This window comes from Mucilaginibacter sp. P4_D1, from assembly GCF_056401935.1.
On sequence record NZ_JBFUIJ010000015.1, the window covers coordinates 73297 to 97838 of the forward strand.

At 42.7% G+C, this 24542-nt stretch carries 23 protein-coding genes; 8 read left to right on the forward strand and 15 right to left on the reverse strand.

Translation table 11 applies throughout. From position 1 onward, the window contains the following. Window positions 1–139: 139 nt before the first annotated feature. A complete protein-coding gene (locus AC1DV1_RS15145; RefSeq protein WP_477360591.1) occupies window positions 140–871 on the forward strand; it encodes a hypothetical protein in 732 nt (243 codons plus the stop codon). Window positions 872–973: 102 nt separating this feature from the next. Here the strand turns inward: AC1DV1_RS15145 and AC1DV1_RS15150 are convergent, their stop codons facing one another. The 3 genes from AC1DV1_RS15150 to AC1DV1_RS15160 all read right to left on the reverse strand — a co-directional run bounded on the left by AC1DV1_RS15150 (window position 974) and on the right by AC1DV1_RS15160 (window position 2938). Beyond that, window positions 974–1738, reverse strand: coding sequence for a hypothetical protein (locus AC1DV1_RS15150; protein WP_477360593.1), 765 nt, complete (start codon window positions 1736–1738; stop codon window positions 974–976). After that, a complete protein-coding gene (locus AC1DV1_RS15155; protein ID WP_477360595.1) occupies window positions 1735–2151 on the reverse strand; it encodes an ABA4-like family protein in 417 nt (138 codons plus the stop codon). Before AC1DV1_RS15155 ends, AC1DV1_RS15150 begins: the two co-directional genes overlap by 4 nt. Before the next feature lie 205 nt (window positions 2152–2356). After that, window positions 2357–2938, reverse strand: coding sequence for a Crp/Fnr family transcriptional regulator (locus AC1DV1_RS15160; RefSeq protein ID WP_477360597.1), 582 nt, complete (start codon window positions 2936–2938; stop codon window positions 2357–2359). Window positions 2939–3461: 523 nt separating this feature from the next. Between AC1DV1_RS15160 and AC1DV1_RS15165 the strand changes: the two genes are divergently transcribed. Next, window positions 3462–3641 carry a histone H1 gene (locus AC1DV1_RS15165; RefSeq protein ID WP_090652322.1) on the forward strand — a complete coding sequence of 60 codons (180 nt, stop codon included), beginning with the start codon at window positions 3462–3464 and terminating at the stop codon, window positions 3639–3641. A 69-nt stretch (window positions 3642–3710) separates the two neighbouring features. Here AC1DV1_RS15165 and AC1DV1_RS15170 read toward each other — a convergent pair whose 3' ends face one another. The 6 genes from AC1DV1_RS15170 to AC1DV1_RS15195 form a co-directional block, all read right to left on the reverse strand. Then, on the reverse strand, window positions 3711–4508 hold the full coding sequence (locus AC1DV1_RS15170) for a Fic family protein (RefSeq protein ID WP_477360599.1): 798 nt from the start codon (window positions 4506–4508) through the stop codon (window positions 3711–3713). Window positions 4509–4610: 102 nt separating this feature from the next. Then, window positions 4611–5489, reverse strand: coding sequence for a 4-hydroxy-tetrahydrodipicolinate synthase (dapA, locus tag AC1DV1_RS15175; protein ID WP_477360601.1), 879 nt, complete (start codon window positions 5487–5489; stop codon window positions 4611–4613). Between the two features lie 212 nt (window positions 5490–5701). After that, a complete protein-coding gene (locus tag AC1DV1_RS15180; RefSeq protein ID WP_477360603.1) occupies window positions 5702–8152 on the reverse strand; it encodes a DUF5686 and carboxypeptidase regulatory-like domain-containing protein in 2451 nt (816 codons plus the stop codon). Window positions 8153–8255: 103 nt separating this feature from the next. Continuing rightward, complete coding sequence (locus AC1DV1_RS15185; protein WP_477360605.1) at window positions 8256–8489, reverse strand: hypothetical protein; 234 nt, start codon at window positions 8487–8489, stop codon at window positions 8256–8258. Window positions 8490–8654: 165 nt separating this feature from the next. Beyond that, the gene (gene ligA, locus AC1DV1_RS15190) at window positions 8655–10670 is read right to left on the reverse strand and encodes an NAD-dependent DNA ligase LigA (protein WP_477360607.1); all 2016 of its coding nucleotides are present in this window, start codon (window positions 10668–10670) and stop codon (window positions 8655–8657) included. A gap of 294 nt (window positions 10671–10964) precedes the next feature. Continuing rightward, window positions 10965–11870 (reverse strand): DUF6263 family protein, encoded by a 906-nt coding sequence (locus AC1DV1_RS15195; protein WP_477360609.1) that lies wholly within the window; start codon window positions 11868–11870, stop codon window positions 10965–10967. A 153-nt stretch (window positions 11871–12023) separates the two neighbouring features. Between AC1DV1_RS15195 and AC1DV1_RS15200 the strand changes: the two genes are divergently transcribed. Further along, window positions 12024–12272 (forward strand): hypothetical protein, encoded by a 249-nt coding sequence (locus AC1DV1_RS15200; RefSeq protein WP_147053111.1) that lies wholly within the window; start codon window positions 12024–12026, stop codon window positions 12270–12272. Between the two features lie 296 nt (window positions 12273–12568). Here the strand turns inward: AC1DV1_RS15200 and AC1DV1_RS15205 are convergent, their stop codons facing one another. Further along, window positions 12569–14353 carry a DUF885 domain-containing protein gene (locus AC1DV1_RS15205; RefSeq protein WP_477360611.1) on the reverse strand — a complete coding sequence of 595 codons (1785 nt, stop codon included), beginning with the start codon at window positions 14351–14353 and terminating at the stop codon, window positions 12569–12571. Window positions 14354–14441: 88 nt separating this feature from the next. Here AC1DV1_RS15205 and AC1DV1_RS15210 point away from each other — a divergent pair, with 88 nt between their 5' ends. Further along, on the forward strand, window positions 14442–14912 hold the full coding sequence (locus tag AC1DV1_RS15210; RefSeq protein WP_477360613.1) for a DinB family protein: 471 nt from the start codon (window positions 14442–14444) through the stop codon (window positions 14910–14912). A 263-nt stretch (window positions 14913–15175) separates the two neighbouring features. Here AC1DV1_RS15210 and AC1DV1_RS15215 read toward each other — a convergent pair whose 3' ends face one another. Beyond that, a complete protein-coding gene (locus tag AC1DV1_RS15215) occupies window positions 15176–16492 on the reverse strand; it encodes an alpha/beta hydrolase (RefSeq protein WP_477360615.1) in 1317 nt (438 codons plus the stop codon). Between the two features lie 277 nt (window positions 16493–16769). On the opposite strand from AC1DV1_RS15215, the gene AC1DV1_RS15220 reads away from it, so the two are divergent. Further along, window positions 16770–19208: a TonB-dependent receptor domain-containing protein gene (locus AC1DV1_RS15220; RefSeq protein WP_477360617.1), complete on the forward strand. Its 2439-nt coding sequence runs from the start codon at window positions 16770–16772 to the stop codon at window positions 19206–19208. A gap of 103 nt (window positions 19209–19311) precedes the next feature. Here AC1DV1_RS15220 and AC1DV1_RS15225 read toward each other — a convergent pair whose 3' ends face one another. The 4 genes from AC1DV1_RS15225 to AC1DV1_RS15240 form a co-directional block, all read right to left on the reverse strand. Beyond that, a complete protein-coding gene (locus tag AC1DV1_RS15225) occupies window positions 19312–19542 on the reverse strand; it encodes a KTSC domain-containing protein (protein ID WP_477360619.1) in 231 nt (76 codons plus the stop codon). 52 nt (window positions 19543–19594) lie between these two features. Further along, window positions 19595–19975 carry a DUF1634 domain-containing protein gene (locus AC1DV1_RS15230; RefSeq protein WP_477360621.1) on the reverse strand — a complete coding sequence of 127 codons (381 nt, stop codon included), beginning with the start codon at window positions 19973–19975 and terminating at the stop codon, window positions 19595–19597. A 198-nt stretch (window positions 19976–20173) separates the two neighbouring features. Next, the gene (locus AC1DV1_RS15235; protein ID WP_477360623.1) at window positions 20174–21010 is read right to left on the reverse strand and encodes a sulfite exporter TauE/SafE family protein; all 837 of its coding nucleotides are present in this window, start codon (window positions 21008–21010) and stop codon (window positions 20174–20176) included. Between the two features lie 126 nt (window positions 21011–21136). Next, on the reverse strand, window positions 21137–21529 hold the full coding sequence (locus AC1DV1_RS15240) for a rhodanese-like domain-containing protein (protein ID WP_477360625.1): 393 nt from the start codon (window positions 21527–21529) through the stop codon (window positions 21137–21139). 123 nt (window positions 21530–21652) lie between these two features. Between AC1DV1_RS15240 and AC1DV1_RS15245 the strand changes: the two genes are divergently transcribed. The 3 genes from AC1DV1_RS15245 (at window position 21653) to AC1DV1_RS15255 (ending at window position 24497) form a co-directional block, all read left to right on the forward strand. After that, window positions 21653–22540, forward strand: a complete 888-nt coding sequence (locus AC1DV1_RS15245; protein WP_477360627.1) for a LysR family transcriptional regulator — start codon at window positions 21653–21655, stop codon at window positions 22538–22540. After that, on the forward strand, window positions 22530–22994 hold the full coding sequence (locus AC1DV1_RS15250) for an N-acetyltransferase family protein (RefSeq protein ID WP_477360629.1): 465 nt from the start codon (window positions 22530–22532) through the stop codon (window positions 22992–22994). The genes AC1DV1_RS15245 and AC1DV1_RS15250 overlap by 11 nt, the downstream gene beginning before the upstream one ends. Window positions 22995–23123: 129 nt before the next feature. Continuing rightward, window positions 23124–24497: a M16 family metallopeptidase gene (locus AC1DV1_RS15255; protein WP_477360631.1), complete on the forward strand. Its 1374-nt coding sequence runs from the start codon at window positions 23124–23126 to the stop codon at window positions 24495–24497. Window positions 24498–24542: the final 45 nt, after the last annotated feature.

A 24542-nucleotide genomic window follows, 5' to 3' on the forward strand; every position in this document is an offset into this window, starting at 1 on the left:
TTTAATTGGGCCTAGCCAATTAGCAATTTAAGACCCATAAACCTAAACAGTTATCAAAATTAACCTTACAAGTACAAAAAATGAGAAAAACAATTAAAGCGGTAATCACATCGGTGGTGTTATTATTGCTGGCCGCCCTTTGGCTGCCCAATCCGTTTCCTACAAATCGGGGATGCTTAGCGTTGATGGCAAAGAGATTGCCAAGATAGTAAAGCTTAAAGCGGGGTTTGCCCAGCCCGCCAATTATGAACTGTATTCCATGAGCGGCGAAAAACTAATCATAGCCGTTTTAGCCAGCGATTTACCAACCGATCCTCAAAATAATACTGACTTTTACTATCGCTTCTCTTTTTTAACAACCAGCCAGGTGGGCTTATTTACACTGAGTATATTAAGTGCCGAAAAATCTTTTGCTAAACTAATAGGCCAAAGCGGGATAATAGTTGACGATAAGCTTAACGAGGCAAAAATAAACGAATTTATAGCGCTGAAAAGCAAAAACCCCATTGTACGAACAGAATACAATATTGTAAAAAGAAACATGATGTTTCCTGTTATGATAAAAGACGATAACATGATTTACCAGGGATTGGAACCCATTGGCAAGTTTAAAAATACTTCGTCGGGCCCGGAGGGCGACACTTACGAATTTAGCCTGCCCGATGGTTTGATAGTTGCCAAAGTAAGTTTTACGGGTGGTAACAGCGCATCTAAATTTATCATAAACACAAAAAAGGATAACCAAATTATGCCTTATACCATTGCGCCCGATGGATTTGGCAAAACTATTCTTGCTTCTGCTGGGGTAGATAAAAATGAACATACTATATTACGGATAGCCAAGTGGCTGGTAAACGGGAAATATATGTAGTCTAAAGTCTGAAGTACCAAGTCTGAAGTCTGAAAAGCAAAACTGACTTAAGACTTCAGACTCCAGACTTCGGACTCCAGACTTAGTACTAAATTTGGTTTTCTAAAACAACGGCCTGCCCAACATGGCATTATAAAACAACAACGAAACCAGCACAAAATAAATTAAGGCGAAAATAACCGACGGCCTGGCACTTTTAATCCCGCTGAAAATAACAAACAGCGGTACAATCTGCAGTGCATGCAGGCCCATAAAATGGGCTATCCGTAAATCGCCGGCTATACGGCTCCAGTTAAAAAGCGGCAGGCCGGAGGCTCCGTCGGCAGCGCCCACTGTGTGGGCCAGGCGCGATGCCATTACACCACCTTCAAGTGCGAAGATGCAGGCCATAATTATACCCAGGCGGATGGCCCACAGCAACGCGGGTGTTAATTGCACCGCCTTCACCTTAAAAAACTTTATGCCCATATATAAGGCAAACAGGGTTTGGGAAACTATCACTATCCCCATCATACTAAATACCAGTGCATTATAAGCACCCGAAGTATTATAGTGCGATAGCTGCCCCCTTGCAGCCTGCGTGGCGATGGCCAGCATCTCAAAACTCATGGCAAACACGGTAAAATTCACAAAGCGCCTTTTGAGCTGTTCATAAGGCAGGTATTGTAATAACAGGGGCCATGTTAGGCAGTATATAGCGATGGAGATAGCAAATTTGATGGGCTTTGTCCACAAGTTAATCCCCATCAGTTGGCGGTGATCAAATTGCGCGATGATGAGCATCAGTATAAATAAAGCTAAATGACCCAAAGCGCAGTAATAAAGAAAGGGACTAATAGTCTTGATACGGACGAATAAGGTTTTCATTTGGATGATTTGATTTTGTTGACAATTTGATAAAGTAAATAGCCGCAAGGGCCAAACATAAAGGTGAGCACCAGGCAGGGTATAACCAGCCAATGCGGGACCGCCGAAGCCGGGGCCGATTTAACGATGGAAAAGCCAATCAATAAATCAAAAGCGAGGTAATGAACCCAGCCGGCAAGCAACAGGTTATCGTTACCAAAGAGTGTACGTACCTCCTGTACCGACCCAAAACCACCGCCATGGATACCAAAAAAACCGGCAACGTAAATGCAGTAAATTACCGAAAGCAATAAGGGAACAGCTCCGTGGTTAACCAACCACCGCGTAACTTTCCATTTAGGCATTACAATTAACAAAAGCCACTGCAAAGCTGCCATGGCACTAACGATAGAAAAAACCTGTGCCGGATTCATATTATTTTTGATTTAGTGGTGTTGTTTTTATTTAAAAGCCTGCTAATTAACTCCAGCCCGGTAACGTTGACCCGGCTAAAATCAAGCACTTTAAGCTTTGTACATTCTGCTTTAAGCTTTGTAAAGCGCAGCACAAAACTGGGGCTAATAGCTCAGCCCTGAAATGATATGAGGTTAAAAAGCGATGTTAATTTATTAACCTGAGTTAATTTTTTGCGTTTGATAGCCTGGCCCGGATACGGCTAAGGCTTTGCGGCTGAATGCCCAGGTACGAAGCAATTAAATGCTGGGGCAGCCTTTCAAATATACGGGGCTGTTTGGTAAGCAGGTCGAGATACCGGTCTTCGGCCGATTGCATTTTTAAATTCCGGTTGTTTCTGGCGGTGTCAATAAACAGTCTTTCGGCTATCATGCGGCCAAAGCGTTCAAAGCGCTGGCTATGGTTATACAAAGCCTGCATATCGGCGTAGCTCAGGGTAAACAGTTCACAATCTTCCAGGGCTTCAATAAAATCGGGCGATGGGGTTTGTAATAAAAAACTTTCATAATCGCCAATCCATTCGCCCTCAAATGCAAAACCTAAAGTATTGTCGCCCTTCTCGCTGCGCGAAAAATATCTTAACCCGCCCCTAAATACAATCACCATGCTTTTGCAAACCTGGCCTTCTTTTAAGTAAAAAGCATACTTTTTTAAGTTGAGCGGCTTAAGCCTCTGCATAAATAAAAAAAGCTCCTCGTCGGTAAAATCAACCAGTGCGCGTAATGATTGGGTAATAACTTCGTACATGGTAAAACCTGCTGACCGATGGGTAAATTTTTAGTAAAAACTACTATACCAAAGATACACGAATAATTGAAATGGACTATTGAATCTGTCCCTTGGGCAGAGCAACCTGTTCTGACAAGAACAACTCTGCATAATTGCCAATAAAAATTTTAAACGCGGTTGTCCCAACACCAGCCTTTAAACCCAGGAACATTACATAAATTTGTTGTTTTCAATTAATAAATTAAAAAAAATGAAATAATATGTTAAATGAATGCCATACTTCAGCTTTAATAGTATTTATAATACGTATTATTGAAATATGCATTTAATCAACTAAGCATAGCCATAATATACTAAGGCAAAACTCCTGTTTTCATACTATATAATTAAGGCTTAAATACCTGCGTCAGCTTCAAAATGTGGAAAAAAACCACTGTAAAGGCACTATTTTTCGACTTTAAAAATTTTTAATTAAAAAAAAACCTTATAGCTTAGCTTTAATTAAAAACAATAGACCTCATAATTTAAAAGGAGTAATTAAATGAAAAAATTTACTGAAGTAAAGGAGCTTGTAGCTTCTTTAGAGGCTGACGCCGACAAATTCTACAACAAAGGAAACAGCGCTGCCGGAACCCGTGTTCGCAAAGGTATGCAAGATCTTAAAAACCTGGCACAGGCTATCCGCCTTGAGGTTCAGGAGGCGAAAAACAAAGAAAGCTAAGGAAGATTTTTTGATCAATCTTATTCCCCTGATAAAAACCCGGTTACAATCAATAACCGGGTTTTTTATTTAAAAAAGAAAAGTAAATCCGCCGCCTTTTGATGGCTTGCTCATCTCCTCAAACTTTGTTATATCTTTGCCAAGCAACAATGCATATTCGCTATTCATAAAATCACGAAAGACCTGAACATCCTCTTGCTCACGGGTATCAACCAGGGCCTGAATATAAGCCGCCTTGTTTTCGCTTTGCACTATCGCCAAAGGCAAATTATAATAAGCCTGTATGTAATTCATTAACAAACGCGAGGTACGCCCGTTGCCATCATAATAAGGATAGATGCTGACCAGGTTAAAATGGGCATCAAAAGAAAGATTTAATTGCTCTTGAACAGATAGAGGTTTACCCATCTCATCATTTAGTTTCCTCACCAAATCGCCGGTTAACCTTTCCACTTTATCAAAATTCGGGAAATAAGAAACCCCTGCGGTAACGTTACCTTTACGAAAAGCACCTGTAGCCGAATCCACCGTACCTAACATGGTATTATAAACTTTTCTGGTGCTTTTCATTACCAGCGCATTCACTTGCTGCAAAAGGCTTACCGAAAGTTTATTTTTTGCTTTGGCGTTTTGTATAGTAAACAAAAGGGCGGCATGATGATCGGTTACCATAAGGCTTTCCTGTAAAGGTTTACCATTAGGTGTGCGGCCTTCATTAATAAGTACCTGTGTTTCTATCTCAGTAAGGGTTGATCCTTCAATCCGGGTAGAATGATGGTCAATAGCGATCAGGTTAAACTTGTCATGGTCTATCACTTCGGCTATGCCGAGGTCGTTATATTTTGCTATGAGTTTAACACAATCCATTTTATGAATACTAAAATAGGTATAAATTGTTATTTACAATATCCCAACAAAAAAGCCACATCAAAACTGACGTGGCTTTTTTGCTAAATTAGTTTAGCTATTTTAAGCTAAACTTTTCGTTTCCTTAATTATGGCTTCTGCCGCTGCACTGCCAACCTGCACAAGCGGTAATCTTACCGTATCGCCGCAAATACCCAATTGCTTCAAGGCTGTTTTTACACCGGCTGGGCTGCCATCGGCAAACATCAGGTGGGTAAATTCAATCAGGCTGTAATGGGCTTTGTGAGCACCTTTGTAATCGTTATTGAGCAGCAGGCGCACCATATCTGACAGTTGGCGGGGCAACGCATTACCAATTACCGATATTACGCCCACAGCGCCTAAAGCCATCATAGGCAAAGTAACCGGATCATCGCCCGATATGAATAAGAACTCTTCAGGCTTATCCCTCATCAGTTGGTTAAACAAATCAAAATTACCGGATGCTTCCTTAATGCCGATTATATTTTTAAAATCGTTTGCAAGGCGCACGGTTGTAGCGGCACTAATGGTACTGCCCGTACGGCTGGGTACATTATACAAAATAATGGGCAGCTGCGTATTCTGCGCTATCGCCTTATAATGCTGGTAAATACCCTCTTGCGTTGGTTTATTATAATGCGGGCTCGATGACAAAATAGCATCGTAACCGGCTGTGTTAAATGATTTTATTTGCTCAACAACTTCGTGTGTATTGTTGCCGCCAATACCGGCAACTAAACCCACGCGCTTATTTACTGCTTCGGCGGTAAAGGCCCAAACCTGCTTTCGCTCAGCCTCGCTCAATGTGGCACTTTCGCCGGTTGTACCTAATGATACCAGGTATTCCACCCCGCCATCAATCAAATGTTCAATCAGGTTGCTCAACCCGTCGTAGTCAACTTGACCATCCGCATGAAAAGGGGTCACCATGGCTACCCCCGTTCCGTAAAATATATTCATGAGTTAAATTAAAGGATGCTAATATAAGGGGAAAGTATCAAGTAGTGAGTATCTTTTTTTTAGTATCAAGTAGTAAGTATCAAGTAGCAAGATTTGATTGGGGTTTAGCACTAATACAATCTGCAAATAAATGCAGCTGTCTTGATACTTGATACTTACTACTTGATACTTAAAATGCAGCAGTCTTGATTCTTGATACTAACTACTTGATACTATAAAGATATCCCCACCCTTAACGCATTCCTGATGTTACTGCCCGTATTGTAGCTGCGGCCGTACATTACGCGTACTAAGCCGCGCTGTATGCCAAAACCCAGTTCGGTATAGTTTTTAAGCGCCGGGGTTGATAGGTAGTTAATGTTGATGATCTCCTGCAACTTCAGGTTTCTTAAAATGGGAATCTTGTTGGTTATAAAACCCGAAAAGTTGTGTTCCAGGTGGCCTTCCAGGTATTTATCGGCTGTACTGAAGGTGTAATAATCTAACAGCAAAAAACGGTTGAACGATGGTTTGTACACGTGGGTTTGGTCGCCGTCAAAGTGTTTATAATCGGGGAAGTATATTTTGCTTGCGTTGATAAACTTACCGGCGCCAATAAAAAACGAGGTTTGGCCGTAAAACCCAAGGTCGATATCTGATTTAGAAATATCGGCGCTTAGCTGGTCGTAGTCTACATCGCTGCCCAGTACACCACTTACACCTTTTGTATAGTTAATACCGATGGTTGGATACTTTGAAGGCAGGTACCTGCGGCCAAATGGGTAGGTTTCATACCTATTACTAAAATCGTAGCTGGTGCGGGCGCTTATTTTAAAAGATTGGTTTTCGGGAAACAACGGCACATCCTGTGCTGGCAACAGCGGGTTATTTGAAGTAAACTGCCTGTTATTTTTATTAAAAAAGCTGTAATCGGTTGTGTTGGGCAACCATTTACGATTGGCCCATTCCACATAGGCACTGGCCTGCCAGCCGCCGCTGATACGACCGGCAAATGATGCCGATGCAAATTGTTTTTGGTAAAGTTTCTGGAAATTCTCCCGCCTGAAAAGCGTATAAACCGAATTTACAAATGCTGATACCGGCTGCAGGTTATTAAGATCGGTAACGTCCGATCCCGCGTTAAAACTCAGCGTCATCCGTTTTACCGGGAGCGAAACACCGGCAACGCCGCCAAACAAGTGATTGCCAAAACCATAACGTACCCTGGCGTTTACGGCTATAAAGCGGTTATCAACCGTATCAATCATCTTGGTAAACCCTACCCCGTAGTTAATAGCCAAACCTTCAACAGTATTATATAGCACCGAGTTGAGGACGCTGCTGTAATGAAAAGATTCTTTTTTGTAACGGTTGCGGGTATCAATACCTGTGAGCAGCAGGTTGCTTAATTTAAAGGTGTTATTGGCCTTATCCAACGAATCAAGATATGGTTTTGATTCCCGTTTAATGGCCAGTTTTCCCTTAACTTCGTAATCTTTCTTTTCTTCGTCGGTAAGTGGGATAGGCCGCTCCTGTGCCCAGTAAACCGAGTCTTTATCGTGGCCTTTGGTAATGTTAATGCGTTCGGCAAAATCTTTTTTGTTAAGCACCGGGGCCAGGTTGTAATTTTTATATACACTTATAAAATATCCGCCCAGTTTAAAACCAAACACACCGCCTGTAAACTCAAACTTAATGGTGGCGGGCATCCAGATCCCGGCATCAACCGGATAAAACCGCTGGCTTATCTTCAGCGTGTCTACATAATTAATGTTGGATTTTTTGGTGATAAAAAGCTGTAGAGAGGCAATACGCCAGCTATCGTCCAAAATATAAATATATCCTTCAAAACAGGGGTCGTAACCACGCTTGGGTGTTACCTGTATTTTGTTGATAGTTTCGCCGTTTTCGATGGTCACCCCAATAAGTTTATAGTTATAATAAAACAGGGCATTTTCGGCAATTGGCGATACCAGCGGGCGGTTGCTCAAACGTTTCCAGCTTTCAAAATTCTGGTAAAAGTTTACCAGCATATCTGATGCTCGGTTAAAGCTGAAGGCGCGGTTATAGCCCGATACCTTTGAGGATACCTGCACCTCGTGCACCAGGTCGGGCTGCATAAAGCTGTATTTCGATTCGGATTCCGACAGGTAAACAATACCGGTTCGGCTGGAATCGAGCCCGGCCTCGCTGGTGGCTTTTTGCACATCAAAACCCATAAATTTTTTAGGAGCGGCCAGTAATTTTTGCAAACCCTTGATATAAATATCGCAGGTATACGCTTTCACCTCGTTTAAATAGGTTTTACGCTTTTTGATGGCTTTACGGATAATGGCGTAGGCGGGGTCTTCGCCACCCGCGTGTATGGTAATATCTTTCAGCTGGTATGTTTCTGTTTTCAGGCTGATGTTGATAACCTGGTTTTGGGCGAGCGTTAATTGTTTGATTTGCTGCCCATACCCCACTGCTTTAAACTGCAGCTCATAATTACCGGGTGCTAATTGCAGGGAATATATACCCTCGCTATTAGCCGAAACCCCTTTGGTAGTGTTTTTTACATATACGGAAGCAAACGGAATTGGATGGTTGCCCTCATCGGTAATTTTACCACTAATAGCAAACTGTTGTGAAAAGGCAGCTATACTGAAACTAAACAGCAGGAGCAATAGTGTGGTAAACTTCATTTAGGCAGTATTTACACTAAGATGTAGCTTATTTACCAAATGTTACAACAGTTAATTGTTAAATTGTGTGAAATATGAATGGCATATATTAACAAGTCTTAACTCAGGATGCCTCTTTTGAGGGTTTTGTATCCTTAGCGCCTAACGAAGTATGCACTTTGTTTTTAAGGTTCCAGTCGTTAATATCAGCTAACCCTGGTTTGGTTTGATAGTGACTGTTGTGTTTAGGACATCTAACTATAAACAGCCCTTTCTGTTGCTCAACCACGGGCCTTTCGCCGCAATCTTTACAAGGCTCAACAAAAATACTGTCCTGAATTTGTGTAAAACCTTTCATATCCTGATGTTTTAAAAGCGTATAACTGCACAACCAGAGGCGGGCATTATTTAAACTTACGTAAATATTGCTGTTCGGGTTTTTACTTATTCAAAAAAAGCATTTAAAGTCATTATTGTATCACCCCAGGAATATTTTTAATTTTCTACTTAAAAAAATTAAAAACTAGGAAATCAAATCCAATAATTCCTGGTCGCCGATGATTGGAATATTCAGCTTTTGGGCCTTTTCGAGTTTGGCGGGGCCCATGTTATCGCCGGCAACAAGATAATTCAGCTTTGCCGAAATGCTGCTCAAAATTTTGCCGCCATTTTGTTCAATGATATCTTTTAGCTCATCGCGCGAAAACTTTTCAAACACGCCCGAAATGATAAAGCTTTGGCCAGCCAATTTTTCGCTGGCCAGGGTCACTTCTTTTTCAACAGCTACAAATTGTAGTCCGGCGGCTTTCAATTTCTCTATCTCCTGCTTATGTTTTTCATCGCTAAAGTATCCGGCAATGCTCTGGGCAATCCGGCCGCCAATTTCATCGGCGGCGGTAAGTTCCTCTTCGGTGGCAGCTATCAGTTTATGAATGGTTTTAAAATGGAAGGCGAGTTTCCTGGCTACAGTTTCGCCAACGTACCTAATCCCCAATCCAAACAGTACTTTTTCAAATGGCATCTGTTTTGATTTTTCAATGCCATCCAACATATTGCTGATAGATTTTTCGCCAAAGCGCCCCATCTGCTTTAATTCTGCCGCATGGGTATGCAAATCATAAATATCGCTGATGTGGTTGATAAACCCGCGCGAGTGCAGTGTTTCGATGGTTTCGTCGCCCAGGCCATCAATATTCATAGCTTTCCGGCCTATAAAATGCTGCATTTTACCCACAATTTGCGGCGGGCAGCCTTCGTCATTAGGGCAGTACCACGCGGCTTCGCCTTCGGTGCGCAGTAAGGGCGTGTCACATGCCGGGCAATGGGTTATGTATGCTATAGGTTTGGCATCGGGCTTTCGCTTATCCAAATTAACGCTAATGATCTTGGGGATAATCTCCCCTCCTTTTTCTACAAATACGGTATCGTGCTCGTGCAATTTAAGGCGCTCGGTAATTTCATCGGCATTGTGCAGGGTGGCGCGTTTTACGGTTGTGCCCGCCAGCAACACCGGTTTTAAATTGGCAACCGGGGTAACGGCACCTGTGCGGCCTACCTGGTAAGTTACCTGCAATAATTCAGTTTCTACCCGCTCGGCCTTAAATTTATAGGATATAGCCCAGCGCGGCGATTTGGATGTAAAGCCCAGCTCCTGCTGCTGCGAGTAGTTGTTAACTTTTATAACAATGCCATCGATATCATAGCTCAGGTTAAACCGCTCTTTATCCCAGTGGCTTATAAATTCCAGTACACCGCTAATATCGCTGCAAAGCCTGCTATGGTTATCTACATGAAAGCCCCAGCTTTTAACAGCTTCCAGGCTTTCCCAATGGGTTTTAAATAACGTTTTTTCGGTATATAAACCATACAGGAAACAATCCAGCGGCCGCCTGGCCACCTCGGCCGAATCCTGTAGTTTCATAGTGCCCGATGCAAAATTACGGGGATTGGCGTAGGTCATTTCGCCGTTATCAGTACGCTCTTTATTCAAACGTTCAAAAGCTTTCAGGTGCATAAATACCTCGCCCCGAATCTCAAACAGGTCGGGATATTCACCAGATGTCAGTTTTTTAGGTATGCTGTGTATGGTGCGTACATTGGTGGTTACTTCATCGCCTTGTGTACCGTCGCCCCGGGTTACTGCGCGTACCAATTTGCCGTTTTCGTAGGTTAAGCTCATGCTCAGGCCGTCAAACTTAAGTTCACAAACGTATTCAAAACTATCGCCAATAGCTTTGCGGATGCGCTGGTCGAAATCCAGCAATTCCTGTTCATTGTAGGTATTACCTAACGATAGCATTGGCCAGCGGTGCCTTACCGTTACAAACTCTTTGGTGACCTCGCCGCCAACCTTTTGCGTAGGCGAATCGGGATCTAAAAATTCAGGGAACTCCTTTTCCAGTTTGTTTAACTCTTCCAGCTTTTTATCAAAATCAAAATCGCTGATGGTAGGCATAGCCAGCACATAATAATTGTAATTGTGCTGCTTCAATTCGGCGCTGATGGCCAGGATCTGGTTTTTAGCTTCGGCGGGTGACATGGTACGAAGGTAATAAATTGGTTCATTAGTTCATTGGTTCATTGGTTCATTGGTTCATTGGTTCATTGGTTCATTGGTTCATTGGTTCATTGGTTCATTGGTTCATTGGTTCATTGGTTCATTGGTTCATTGGTTCATTGGTTCATTGGAACGCGGGCATAGCGAACACAGTGCGCTGTTATTTTTTTGCTGAATGCTCCTACCTGGTAATCCAACCAGGCAAGACCAATGAACCAGTGAACCAATGAACGAAAAGACAGTACCAATGAACTAATGAACCAGTGAACCAATGAACTACCTATCAGTAATAACCGTCTGGCTCACCATGCTCATCGGGAAGGCGGCGCCACCCGGGGTGTCGGGGGTATCTTTTATGGCTACCGTACCGCCTATGCTTTGCTTTATTTTTGATTCGGTGATCCACCCGGTTGCACGGTCGGCTTTAACATCAGATACCATGGTGCCTTTCATATTATATTTCATCTGGGCATCCGGCGCGGCGGGGATGGTAGTAATGCTGCCTTCGCCATGAATGATGTAGCTGGCCGGCGTGGCATCGGTTAACTGATATACCATGGCTACGTTGGCCTTCATGGTACTTTGAAGGGTTGTGTTTATTGTCCATTTATCATTCCGGGCAACCGCCGTTTCGGGGAATACAGCGGTAGACATTTCGATGCTGCCTTTAATAGCATTGCTGCCAAACGATTGGATGAATTTTGCCTTTAATTCCTCTTTCTGCACGCCCTGAATTTCCTGGAAACCATCCAGTACCGATGATATCATCCGCTCCACATTGTTAACCGACCGGATTTTGCCGCTCCTGGTAAACGTTGCCGTAAAAGGCTTATCAATTAACGCGCCCATCATTGACGACATCAAATCAGCTGGGTCTCTTTTTTCTGAATCAAAGTTAACCGGTCCTTCGGGTAGCTGCATCTTCATAGTCAGGAACTTGTAGGTAACTTCCATATAGTACAGCGAATCGTCGGCACTAAGCACCTTGAAGGCTGTTGTGCCCGTTACCGTAACGTCAACATGGTTTACCTGCCCGTTTAGGGTTTGCGTTATGGCCGATGTGGTGGCCGTAACCATATTGTAAGTATTGCCTTTTGTGAGGTTTAAAACAAGCTTAAGTTTTTGCCCCTGGCACGAAAGTGCAGCAAAAAACAGCAAAAACAGGTTAAACAAATACTTCATAGCTGGCAGCGTATAATTAGGCTAAGATATTATAATATTTTGGCTAAAAAATATGCTAAAACATAGCAATTTATTAAAACTAATTTCGTTAACTTTATGGTAACCAATTGACTTTTATTTTTCAGGCAATTTATTAACCGAAAGGAGGGTTTTATGTTACAGCAAATAGCATTTATACCACAGCATCAGTTTCACGTGCTAATCAATTTTAAAAATGATGAACGCGCGGTAGCTGTTTTACCCAACGAAGCAGGAAAGTTCCGCGTGGTTGACCAGGGTAAAGTTATTGCAGAAGTTAATTTTGATAAAAACCGCAGCAATGTGGTTTGCAGCAGGGGCAAGTTAGGCGCCTATGTTATGGCTCAATTGGCCAACCAGATAAAAAACCACTACGCATCCTAAGTAAAACAGGTAACAAAGACTTTGATAGTTCATGGATAATGGCTCATGGTTCATAGTCCATGGGAATTTTTGTTCATGGGCTATCTTTTTTTTGACCACGTTTATGGCGTTGCCTTCGGCCCTGGCTGTGCGCTCATACTGCTCAGGCCTTAAGCACATTGGCCGGTATCCGCTACCATCCCTAACGCTTTTTCCGAATCAGAATTTTCAGGATTTTAGAATTAACAGAATTTGGTTTATTCGGCTTCAACCGGTACAATGACCTTGCAGTTCCGTTGGCCATAAAACAGTATCCTTTATTCCTTCTTCGCTGGCTGCTTGGCCAGCATAGCATCCTTTATAAATTTTACCGGTGCGCTGCCGTAGCTTAAAAACTTTTCGTTAAACTCTTTTAGCTTGTATTTATCGCCCATTTTTTCTTTGTAGGCGTCCCGCAAATCGGTAATTTCTTTATAGCCCGTGTAGTAGCTGGTGAGCTGTACGCTGGTAACACTTACACGCTTCCATTTGCCATCGGCTTCGGCCTGCTGCTGAAAAGCTTCGGTGGTGAGCATTTTAATGGCCTGCTCCTTAGTCATGCTGCCGCTGTGCACACTATAATCTAAAATAGTATTACATACCGATCGCAGGTTCCATTTATACCACATGAGCAGCATTTCGGGTTCGTTGTTGCCATAACCGGCGTTCAGCATCATTTCTTCTGCATATACCGCCCAGCCTTCCTGCATAGCACCATTGCCAAATACCGCTTTTATAATACTTGGCGCCTTGTTGGCGTATACACCCTGCACATAATGCCCCGGAACGGCCTCGTGGATACTCAGTATCTGGATAATGTACTGGTTATACTCGCGTAGGTAACTCTCTGCTTTTTCTTTAGGCCAGCCAGAAAGGCTGCCTACGTTATAGTACGAATTACCGTCTTTATCATACGGGCCGGGGCCACTCATGGATGCGCCGGCAACACCGGCCATATAGCCAGGCTCTTTGCGGATGATGAGTGGCTTTGTTGCATCAAGCGTTAACAGGTCTTTTGTCCGCACAAAATTATTCAGCTTAGGGATCAGCTGTACAATGGCCGATTGAAAATCATCCGGCTTCACGTGATTTCCAGATAGGGTATCTATCATCTGGCTTATCATTTCCAGGCTATCGGCTGGCATTACTTTTTTACCAAAATATTTTGGCCAAAGCTGCCTGCTGATTTTGGCCATTTGCTGATGAACATATTTTTTACGCTGTACAGCAGCGTTGTAAACCTGCTGCGCGGTTTTGGCTGCAACAACTTCGTACTTAAACTTATCTTCATACAAATCGCGCCCCAGCCTGAAGTTACGGGGATGGTCGTTTTTTAAATTCTTCAGCCATTCAGCATAATCTTTTATGGCTGTAACCGTAACTGCGGCCCTGTCAACCATCAGTTTTTGTTCGGCCTTGGGGATGGTTGTTTTTTGCAGCGAATCGGCGAAATCTTTTGCAATCACATCTACCCCGCCCAGGTTTTGCTCAATGGCCAGGCTCACCAGTTCGGCTACGGGGTTTTTAATCTGCTTTTCTGCATCTTTATAAAACAGCGGCACATTTAACATGCGCTGGTAAAAGTTGCGCAAGCGTTTTGACAATGGCGCGTAGTGTTCGTTAAGTATATAGGCAAATGTGCCAATCACATTATATGACGATGGATCCCACTCGTAGCTTTTTAATTGTTTTATCTGCCACTGCGCATAATCTAACTGGTTTTGCATCATGTTGTAATCAATGCGGTTACCTTCGTTAAGCGTGTTTACATCAAAACGACTCAGCGAGTCCATTTGCACTTTAGCAAAATCAAGCATTTTATCCCGGCTCTGGTCGTTAGGAATATACAGCAAGCTATCATATTTATGGTATCCGGCAGTGGTTGCCCAATCGGAGTTTAGCTTCCATAAATTTTCCAGGAACGAATTTTCATAAATGGTAAAAGCCTCATCATCTTTTGCAAAATTGGGACCGCGGCTGGCGCTGTCTTTTTTACAACCGGTTAAAGCCACCATGAAAAGTACAACGGCCAGTGCTATTTTTAATAAAACGTTTTTGATCACGGGATAATTTGAATTAAAATGCCGCATAAACTTAAAACATTTAAGCCGAATAAATCAAACCCTAAGCTAATTTGTTACCTTGGGTATAATGAATGATAATCATAACATACTGGTGGGCGAGATAGTTCATTTGCTGCAAGGCGGCAATGCCCACGCCGATATAAAAAAAGCATTACAAAATTTACCCAAAGAGCTTAGGAGTGCAAAGCCCGACAAACTCCCTTACAGCATTTGGCAGCTTACAGAACATATCCGGATTGCCCAATGGGATATGCTGGAGTTTTGTAAAGATGGCAACCATCAATCGCCAAAATGGCCCGAAGGTTACTGGCCAAAAGAAACCGGGCCAGAAAGCGACGAGGCCTGGGAAAATTCGGTTCAACAAATTGATAAAGACCTTAATGAGTTGGTAAGCCTTGTTAAAACCGGCGATTTGTTTACAAAAATACCCCATGGTGAGGGGCAAAATATATTACGCGAGGCCCTGCAGGTAGCAGACCATACAGCTTACCACGTGGCAGAGATTATAATAATCAGGCGGTTGCTGGGAGCGTGGTGAGGCCCCCTAACCCCCTTAAGGGGGAACGAAGCGTTGAATTTTGGCTATTTGTTTTAAAGCCTTCCCCTTCAGGGCTACCGTGTACCCACATCTTTTAATAAAAGAAAATTGTCATTTCGATAGAGCAGCAGGGGCATGAGCGGGGGCGCGAAAGAGACTCCGCCCGGTTCGTTCGAAATGACATTTTTTTTATCTATTGATACGTTTTCAAAAGATGTGGGTAGACAGTAGCTCTTCAGCGAAGGATTGAGTGGGGCTTGTGGCTACCTCACTTTCTTCACAAAACTAATAACCGCCTTTATAAATTCGGGCTTGAGTGGTAAATCGGGTTCGTTATAGGTGGCCATGTTTTTATCCTTATCGGCCGGCGCTTCTTTTAAAACGTGGTTCATTTCGGGGATAATTTCCAGCACGGCATCTGATTTGGCTTTCTTCAGTTTTTCTGCATTGGATACTTTTACCTGCAAATCGGTAGTGCCTTGCACTATCAGTATAGGAATTTTAAGCCTCTTGATAGCGCGGGTCGGATCGTACCTGAACCACGACATCAGGTACTTTTGAATGCCTGGTCTTGCTATAAAATAAAGGGATGGGTCGATGTTATCGGTGGTTTTACCTTTTTTTAAACTATCAAGCATTCGCTTAAAGCCTTCTGAGATATGTGTTGGCTGGGATTTCATTTGCTCGGTAAGGATATTATCAGCCGAATCGCCGGCACCGGCAACGGATATAAAGCCTTTAACCGGCTGGTCTATTGACGATAGCATACCCACCAATGAACCCTCGCTATGCCCCAGTATAATGATCCTCGAAAAACGCTCATCGTCTGTTAAAAAGTTAATCAGGTTTACACCATCTTCCACATAATCTTCAAAACGTAACTGGTCTTCTGTGGTCGAACTTACGCTTTTGCCAACCAGGCGTTTATCATAGCGCAGCGAAGCTATTCCGTTTTTACCCAATTCATTGGCAATCATTTTATAGGCGTTGGTGGCCAGTCCCAATTTAGGGCTGTTGCCATCCCTATCAGTAGGGCCCGATCCCGCTATAATAATCACCACAGGTATTTTGCCGGTTACATTTTTGGGCATAGCTAAAGTGCCCGATATGCTGCCTGCAAGGTTTTTTACCAGTACTGGTGTCTCCTGGATAGATGGATCCATGGCGAATGTTACAGCAGCAGCAGGGGCTGGAGCAGCTACATCGGCAGGTACGCTTTCAAACGGCTTTAAAAACAAACCTGTAAACTGGTTTTTATCATTTAACGCTATATTTAATAAGTAAGTCCCCTTGCTAAACGTTGCTTTGTACGAAGCAATCGGGCTTGCAAATTTCACAAAGTCGGTACGGTCGAGGCTCCCCATTTGTGCTCTTAACTGCAAGGTTGTGGTTTTAAAGCTTTCCAGCGGCAGGGCAGCTTTCATTTCGGGGCTAAAGTAGTTGAAAATGCTATCGGGCTGGTTGGCATTATACAAGTGTATAAACCTGTTAAGTGCAACCTTGTAATTTGCCGGTTCTGTTTGTGCAAATATGCGGCCTGCAAAACAAAGCATCAGTACTAAAAAACTAACTTTTTTCATGTTATGATATTCAAAAAGGGCTATTGCCGGTTTGATGCGAAATTAAGAAAAATCGTATCGGTTTCCTTTTTATTGATTTACTATATTTATATTGATGAAGCATTGCTACCGGCACTTGTTGCATTATACACAAATTATAAATAACATAGCCGACTACACCAATATTAATATATCATAAAAAACAAATTATAATCATATTATCAGTTTAGTATTTTGTGTTATATTGCGTTACATTTTCTAAACGTTACTTTATCGCAAATTTCTACATCAACTATTAATGAAGGTTTTATTCGGAGGCATTTTTTTTGCGATCCTTACCGGAGTGTGCTATGGTTCTTTTGCCCAAACAAGATCTTCGGTAATTCAGGGTAAAGTTTTGACAGAAACCAACAGCCCTGCCGAGGCGGCAACTGTTGTGCTCATGCTGGCAGCCGATTCGGCCATCATTAAATCAACCCTGGCCGATAAATCGGGATTGTACCAGCTAACCAATATAAAACCCGGCAATTACATTCTTTTGGCAAGCCAGATAGGCAGCACTAAAGCTTATGCAGGTCCTTTTGGTTTAGTTGCCGGGCAAACATTTGTTGCGCCAAACATCACCCTTAAACAAACAAACACCCAGCTTAAAGATGTAACCGTTGTGGCCCGCAGGCCTTACATACAGGTTAAGCCGGGCAAAATTGTACTTAATGTACAAAACAGCATCCTTGCCGATGGAAATTCGGCGTATGAAGTACTGCGCCAGTCGCCCGGCGTACACGTGGGGGGCGATAAAGAATCATTAAGTATTACCGGCAGACAACCGGCCCTTATCACTATTGACGGCCGCGCCACTAATTTAACCGGCGATGACCTTAACAACCTGCTGCGCAGCATGCAAAGCAGCACTATCGACCAGATAGAAATTATTAGTACCACATCGGCAAAGTACGATGCATCAGGCGGCGGCGTTATCAACATTGTGCTAAAAAAGGGTAAAAATATAGGCACAAACGGTACGTTAACTGCCGGGGCCGGGTATGGTAAATATGCCAAAGGCAGGGCCGGTATCGTTTTCAATAACCGGTCGGCAAAGGTTAATGTTTTTGGCAACTATAGCTTTGATGACAATAAAACTACCCGCATTATTAACACCGACAGGAATATCATCTACCATGATACTTTAAGTAACTACAACGTAGCCTATCATAATATCCAAAAAACGCAGAGCCACAATTTTAAAGCGGGGCTTGATTATACGCTGTCGCCCGGGCAAAGTATTGGCTTTTTGGTAGGCGGTGTTATAACCGATAGTAAATTTATAAAAGATAATACTTTAAAAATATCCAATCAAAATAAGCTGGACTCTATCATCATTTCACAATCCAACCTTGACAGGGGCAGTAGTTTTTTAAATTACAATATTAATTATAACGCCGGGCTTGATAAAAGCGGCAAAAATCTTTCGGCCGATGCTACCTACTCTACTTATAGCCGCCACTCCAACGAGTTTATTACCAACAATTTTTACACGCCTGGTGGCATCAATTATAGGGACGCCCAGCAATTGGAAAACATTTCGCCTTCCAGCATCCACATCTGGACGTTTAAAGCCGACTATGTAAACCCGCTTAACAAAGCCTCGCGTATTGAGGCGGGAGCAAAATACAACTATGCCAAAAGCGATAACAACCTTACGTTTGGCCCCAAAATTGGCAACGTTTATCAGGCAGACCCGAATTTTAGCAACCGTTTTTTGTACATCGAAAAAGTAAGCGCAGGATATATTAACTACATCAACAAAATTGGTAAATGGGATATTACCGCCGGCTTGCGGGCCGAAAACACCAACTCAAAAGGAAGTTCGGTAAGTACAGCATGGGTAACTACGTCGTATGAGTATTTCAATTTGTTTCCGCAAACACAGGTAAGTTATACTTACAACGAGAAAAACGTTTTCGGCATCAGCTATAACCGTGGAATTCACCGCCCCGATTACCAGGACATTAACCCGTTTTTATATTATACCGATCCGTATGATTACCGGTCGGGCAACAAAAACTTAAAACCCGAATATACCGATGCCATCCAGTTGTCGCATACCTATAACGATACTTTTATCACTACGCTATATTACAACCAAACCAATGATGCATATGATTTTCCGGTTTACCGCCAAAACGATACCACCAAGGTTAACATAACCGAGCGTAAAAACTTTGGCCATATCTACGTATACGGCCTATCGTTTTACGCGCCTGTACAGTTTACCAAATGGTGGTCGGCAAATTTTAATTTAGATGCATCGTACCTGCGCTACAAGGCATACCCGGCTAATGGCAGTTTTAATAAAGCATCGCAGGATATTATTTTTAACAGTACCCAAACATTTGCTATCAGCAGCACCATAGCTGCCGAAATTACCGGCCGGTATGAATCGCCAACTTTATACGGTGTAAACCAGCTTAAGCAAAGCTATGCGGTTAATGCCGGCATAAGCAAAAGTATTTTTAACAAACGCGCAAGTATTAAAATAAATTTGAACGATGTTTTCAATACAGATCGCGACCGCAATCATGCCGCGTACCAAAACATCGACCTATCGGAATACAACAAAAAAGAAACGCGGGTACTAAGAATAGGGTTTTCGTATCGTTTTGGTAAAACATCGGTTAAATCGGCCACCAAACACAATACCGGCAGTGATGATGAGCAGCGTAGAACTGGTAATTAAAGAAGTGCGATGTTAAGATAGGATTCAGCCGAAAGGCTGATGCTATAATCGAAAAAGAAAGATACCGGCTTAGCATTTCAGACTAAACACTTATCACTTGTGGCTACCTGATCCGGATTTCCGGGTATTTACCTTTTATTTGGGTAACAAAAAAATTCCCTAATGATTCGGCACTCATGAACTTTTTGAAGGAAGCATTTGAAAAGCCAAAGTATTGCCATACCCCTCCGCTATCCCTAAATTCAAGTTCCAATATTTTAGAAGAAGGATCGTAGCCTGCGCTATTCAATGCCGATGACTGTACCGACTGCCTTTGCATAACTTGCTTTTGCATAATACTTTATAGTTAATACAATGCGCAAAAGGCAAAAAGGTTTTAAATACTTTTATCCTGCATGCCCGCTCAGCATGCTGGCCAGGATAATGAGCAACACCAGCATGGTGATGCCCAGGTACAAATAATCCTTTTCAATCACAAAACCAATGGCCGAAAACACCACCCGTATAATAGGCGTAGCTATTAACAATATGATACCCGCCTGGATAATGGCACGGCCCCTGCCGGTAAAAATACCATGCACAATACCGCCCACGCTACCCACAAAATCGGGCACACCTTTAAAGGTGCTATAATCTACATGGGTTTGCCCGTGCCTGTACAAGTATAGCGCCCCACCTATAAACACCACGCTCATGGATATAAATACCCCCGCGCGTAATATCCAGCCTATAATGGCTTGCATGTCGGTATCCTTAAATTTAGTCATTAGTCATTAGTCATTAGTCATTAGTCATTAGTCATTAGTCATTAGTCATTAGTCATTAGTCATTAGTCATTAGTCATTAGTCATTAGTGGGAATTGACCTCACCTTTTATTGTTTTAATTAGTTCAACCTATTTTCACAAACTATGCAGATACCAATGACTAATGACTGCGCAGCAAAATGACAGCGAAGCGGAATGACTATATCTTCCCGGTAAATCCGTTATATATCATTTGTGATGCTAAAAAGGTTACTACTACGGCAAAAACCCAGCGCAGCCAGCCTGATGAGCTGGTGTGTACCAGTATTTTAGAACCGCTTAGCGCACCTAATAAAACACCTATGGCCACGGGCATGGATAATCCGGGGTCAATATATCCGCGTTGCAGGTAAACTACCGCGCTTGCCGCGGCGGTAACACCTATCATAAAATTACTTGTTGTGGTTGATACTTTAAAGGGGATACGCATAATGGTATCCATAGCCAGTACCTTTAAAGCGCCCGATCCTATGCCTAACAAACCGGAGATAGTGCCTGCAAACATCATCATAAAAAAACCGCCGCCTACGTTTTTTACTTTATAGGCAACCGCCCCATTAGCAGTTGGATAAGTGCTGTTCAGCTTCAGTTTTTCGGCCAGTACACTGGGTTCCTGGTTTACAGATTCAACCTTTTTCTTTAACGACATGATGGCCGAAAGGATAAGGATAACCCCGAATAAAATGGCAATAAAATGGGTGGGGATATAAACTGCTATCAGCGCACCTACCATGGCACCGGCCGTAGTAGCTATCTCCAGAAACATGCCCAGCCTGATGTTGGTAATACCCTCTTTAACATAAGCCGCCGCCGAGCCCGACGATGTTGCAATTACAGATACCAGCGATGCGCCGATGGCGTAATGAATATCTACTTTCAACAGCAAGGTAAGCAAAGGAATAATAACCACTCCCCCACCCAGGCCGGTTAATGAGCCCAGCAATCCCGCAAAATACGAGCCGATAAGTATAATAAGCGTTAGTACAATTACCGACATAATTTGCAGTAGTATTGAACTGCGAAAGTAGCAATAACTTTTTTAGATAAACATAACCGGCTTTCCACACATGTAAGCAAATGCACCATTTTTTTTAACATTTTAGTGCATCTGCTTGTCAATTCATCAGCATGCACATTGTATTTGAAGGCCGGCTGTTTGGTGCGTCCCCTCGGTTTCGTAGCCATCAAATTTCCACCATTCAATACCGCCTATCAGTTCGCGCACGTTAAAACCAAGCTTTGCCATGTTTAATGCACCTTTGGTAGATGCGTTGCAGCCTATGCCATCGCAGTAAGTTACATACAAGGCATTCTTGTCGAAACCCGCGGTGGTTTGTTCATTCATATCGCGATGATTAAGGTTAATTGCACCGGGAATATGCTCTTTAAAAAAGGCAAAATCTTTACGGGCATCTATTACAATGACGTTTGCTTTGGCTTCGAGTGCCGAAAAAAGGTCGGACGGATCCATTTCAAACGAGAGTTTGTTTTGATAGTGATTAATTGCTGCGTTCATATTTGTTTGTTTTGATTGATTCAAAGGTAGGGCTCGTTTTGGGTGAATTTGTATGAGAATTGCAGCATGCGCGCATGTATAATATACATATCCCGGTGTTGGCAACTTATGTATATTTACCCTATGGAAACCAGGCACCTCCGCTTAATTAAAACCATTGCCGATGAAAAAGGGATCACAAAATCGCTCGATAAGCTATTTTTAACACAATCGGCAGTAAGCCATCAACTGCGCGATATTGAAGAACGACTGGGAGCTAAAATCTTTTATCGCACCAAAAACCAATGGGAGCTTACCGAAGAGGGGAAGATACTGTATGAAACAGCTGAAAAAGTACTTGCAGAAATAGATAAAGCTACCCTGCGCATCAACAACATGCGGCAGGGCCATGCCGGCACCATCCGCCTGAGTACCGAATGCTTGACTACTTACCACTGGCTACCAGGCTTTATGGTGAGGATGAAAATGTTGTACCCCAGCCTGGAAGTGAAAATTATAATGGAGGGTACTCATAAGCCACTTCAAAAGCTACTTGACAACGAGCTTGACCTGGCCATTACTACCGACCCATGGGATAATAAAAGCATTAAATATGTTGAATTATTTAAAGACGAGGTTGTGGCGATTTTACCGGCAGGTCATCGACTGACCAACAAAAAGTTCATCAGCGAGGATGACTTTATGGATGAAACACTGATCATCCACTCCTACCCTTTAGAGACTGTTACCGTACACCAACATTTTTTAAGGCACAAAAAAATATCGCCCAAAAACATGATCGCCATGCCAATTACCGAAGGTGCCCTGGCTATGGTTAAAGCCGGCATGGGTATCATGACTTTACCAAAATGGGCGTTGAAAGCATTTGTTTCGTCGCCTGATTTGGCCATTGTTAAGATTGGGGCAAAAGGCCTGGTTCGTGCCAATTATGCTGCCATCAGGCATGAAGATGCGGGTAAAAAATATTTACAGGATTTTATTAAAAACCTAAAAGAAGAACTTGAAAAATAACACCGATCATATTATTCGCCCCGTTGAACCCACAGACCTGGATGAACTTTTAATAATGATGCAGGAGCATACCGATTTTGAACGCGCAGCATTTACTCCCGATGGAAAAAAAGAGAATCTTTATAAAGCATTGTTTCAGCAGCCCGTAAAACTATATTGCCAGGTGGTTGCCATTGGCCATGAATTAGTTGGCTTTGTTTCTTATACTTTTGATTACTCTACCTGGGATGCAGCCGATTTTATGTACATGGATTGCCTGTTCCTGCGCGAGCCAACACGCGGCCGCGGAATTGGCACCGAAATAATCCAGCTACTCACCACCATAGCTACCACGCATAATTGCATTAATATTCAATGGCAAACGCCTTCGTTTAATGAGCCCGCAATCCGGTTTTACCATAAAAACAGGGCTTCTTCAGCCCAAAAGGTGAGGTTTAGTTTAAAACTACGTTAGCAGCTCAATTGTCATTATCAACAACACTTTTCTTACTCAATTAAACGATGCAATATTTTAATATATAACAGGGATAATACAATAGTGATTAATTTGTTTTGTTATTTTAAGCCCTTTAATATTAAATACATGAACAAGAAAGCTTGCCTGCTTACCATCCTATCTGCATTACTACCCGCCCTGCTTTTAGCCCAATTGAAACTACCGGCCAATATGTTTTTAAAAAAGCTTCCCAATGGCCTGGATGTATTGGTCGTTGAAGATAATAGCGTACCCCTGGCTACCATTATGATAACTACCAAAAATGGTTCATATACCGAAACGCCCAAATTTAACGGACTAAGCCATTTATATGAACACATGTTTTTTAAAGCCAATAAAGACTATAAAAACCAGGAAGATTTTTTAGACCGCGTAAGTGAACTGGGGATGCAGTTTAACGGATCGACTACTTATGAAAACGTGAACTATTATTTCACCCTGCCCAAGTTTAACCTAAACCAGGGCCTTGGTTTTATGAATTCGGCCATTCGCTACCCCTCCTTTAACGCCGAAGAGATGGCGAGGGAAAACGTGGTTGTGGATGGTGAGTTTCAACGCCAGGAATCGAGCCCGACATATGCTTTGAGCGATGCTATGGACCATCACATGTGGGGCGATTTGTACAGCCGAAAAAATGCTATAGGTAACCACGATGTCATCCGCTCGGCTACGCCCGATTTGATGGATTCGATCAAAAACAAATACTATTATCCAAATAACTCCCTGCTAACCGTTGCCGGCGATGTGGAACACGAAGATGTTTTTAAAAAGGTGGAGGCCATTTATGGCAGCTGGAAACCATCAAAGTTTGACCCGTTTAAAAAATGGCCGATACCCGAATTCAAGCCGCTGGTAAAGCCCGATTATTTTATAGCAGAGTCGGCACTGAGCAACGTACCACTGATTATGATTGACTGGCAGGGCCCCGATACGCGTAACGATGTACAATCAACCTACGCCGCGGATGTGTTCAGTTACATCTTAAATCAAAATTCATCAACCCTTAAAAAGGCACTGGTACAATCGGGGCTGGCGCTTGACGTAAGTATCAGTTATTTAACGCTAAGCCACGTTGGGCCTATTACTTTATTTGTAGTACCCAACCCCAATAAAATTAAGGAATGCATGGCCGAAGTAAAGCGGCAGCTGGAATTAATGGATAAGAACGATTACGTTACCGACGAACAAATTACTACATCTAAACAAAAGCTGGGCATTTTAAAGATACAGGAAGAAGAGGTAGCCTCGGATTTTGTGCAGGTATTATCGTTCTGGTGGTCATCAGCATCGTTAGATTATTATACCACCTACAACACGCGGCTAAACCAGGTAACCCGAGCCGATCTGCAAAACTATGTGCGCAAGTACATTAAAAACAAACCCTACTGTGCGGGCATGCTCATTAACCCCGAACTGGCAAGCCAGGTAAACCCTAAAACTTTTTTCAACGCATCAAACTAAATGAAGTCACGAGTATTGAGTTTTAAGTTGTGAGTTTTCTTAAAG

Coding starts and splice junctions, on each gene's coding strand:
- AC1DV1_RS15150 (WP_477360593.1), bottom strand. CDS start 1,738: ATGAAAACCTTATTCGTCCGTATCAAGACTATTAGTCCCTTTCTTTAT.
- AC1DV1_RS15155 (WP_477360595.1), bottom strand. CDS start 2,151: ATGAATCCGGCACAGGTTTTTTCTATCGTTAGTGCCATGGCAGCTTTG.
- AC1DV1_RS15160 (WP_477360597.1), bottom strand. CDS start 2,938: ATGTACGAAGTTATTACCCAATCATTACGCGCACTGGTTGATTTTACC.
- AC1DV1_RS15165 (WP_090652322.1), top strand. CDS start 3,462: ATGAAAAAATTTACTGAAGTAAAGGAGCTTGTAGCTTCTTTAGAGGCT.
- AC1DV1_RS15170 (WP_477360599.1), bottom strand. CDS start 4,508: ATGGATTGTGTTAAACTCATAGCAAAATATAACGACCTCGGCATAGCC.
- dapA (WP_477360601.1), bottom strand. CDS start 5,489: ATGAATATATTTTACGGAACGGGGGTAGCCATGGTGACCCCTTTTCAT.
- AC1DV1_RS15180 (WP_477360603.1), bottom strand. CDS start 8,152: ATGAAGTTTACCACACTATTGCTCCTGCTGTTTAGTTTCAGTATAGCT.
- AC1DV1_RS15185 (WP_477360605.1), bottom strand. CDS start 8,489: ATGAAAGGTTTTACACAAATTCAGGACAGTATTTTTGTTGAGCCTTGT.
- ligA (WP_477360607.1), bottom strand. CDS start 10,670: ATGTCACCCGCCGAAGCTAAAAACCAGATCCTGGCCATCAGCGCCGAA.
- AC1DV1_RS15195 (WP_477360609.1), bottom strand. CDS start 11,870: ATGAAGTATTTGTTTAACCTGTTTTTGCTGTTTTTTGCTGCACTTTCG.
- AC1DV1_RS15200 (WP_147053111.1), top strand. CDS start 12,024: ATGTTACAGCAAATAGCATTTATACCACAGCATCAGTTTCACGTGCTA.
- AC1DV1_RS15210 (WP_477360613.1), top strand. CDS start 14,442: ATGAATGATAATCATAACATACTGGTGGGCGAGATAGTTCATTTGCTG.
- AC1DV1_RS15215 (WP_477360615.1), bottom strand. CDS start 16,492: ATGAAAAAAGTTAGTTTTTTAGTACTGATGCTTTGTTTTGCAGGCCGC.
- AC1DV1_RS15220 (WP_477360617.1), top strand. CDS start 16,770: ATGAAGGTTTTATTCGGAGGCATTTTTTTTGCGATCCTTACCGGAGTG.
- AC1DV1_RS15225 (WP_477360619.1), bottom strand. CDS start 19,542: ATGCAAAAGCAAGTTATGCAAAGGCAGTCGGTACAGTCATCGGCATTG.
- AC1DV1_RS15230 (WP_477360621.1), bottom strand. CDS start 19,975: ATGACTAAATTTAAGGATACCGACATGCAAGCCATTATAGGCTGGATA.
- AC1DV1_RS15235 (WP_477360623.1), bottom strand. CDS start 21,010: ATGTCGGTAATTGTACTAACGCTTATTATACTTATCGGCTCGTATTTT.
- AC1DV1_RS15240 (WP_477360625.1), bottom strand. CDS start 21,529: ATGAACGCAGCAATTAATCACTATCAAAACAAACTCTCGTTTGAAATG.
- AC1DV1_RS15245 (WP_477360627.1), top strand. CDS start 21,653: ATGGAAACCAGGCACCTCCGCTTAATTAAAACCATTGCCGATGAAAAA.
- AC1DV1_RS15255 (WP_477360631.1), top strand. CDS start 23,124: ATGAACAAGAAAGCTTGCCTGCTTACCATCCTATCTGCATTACTACCC.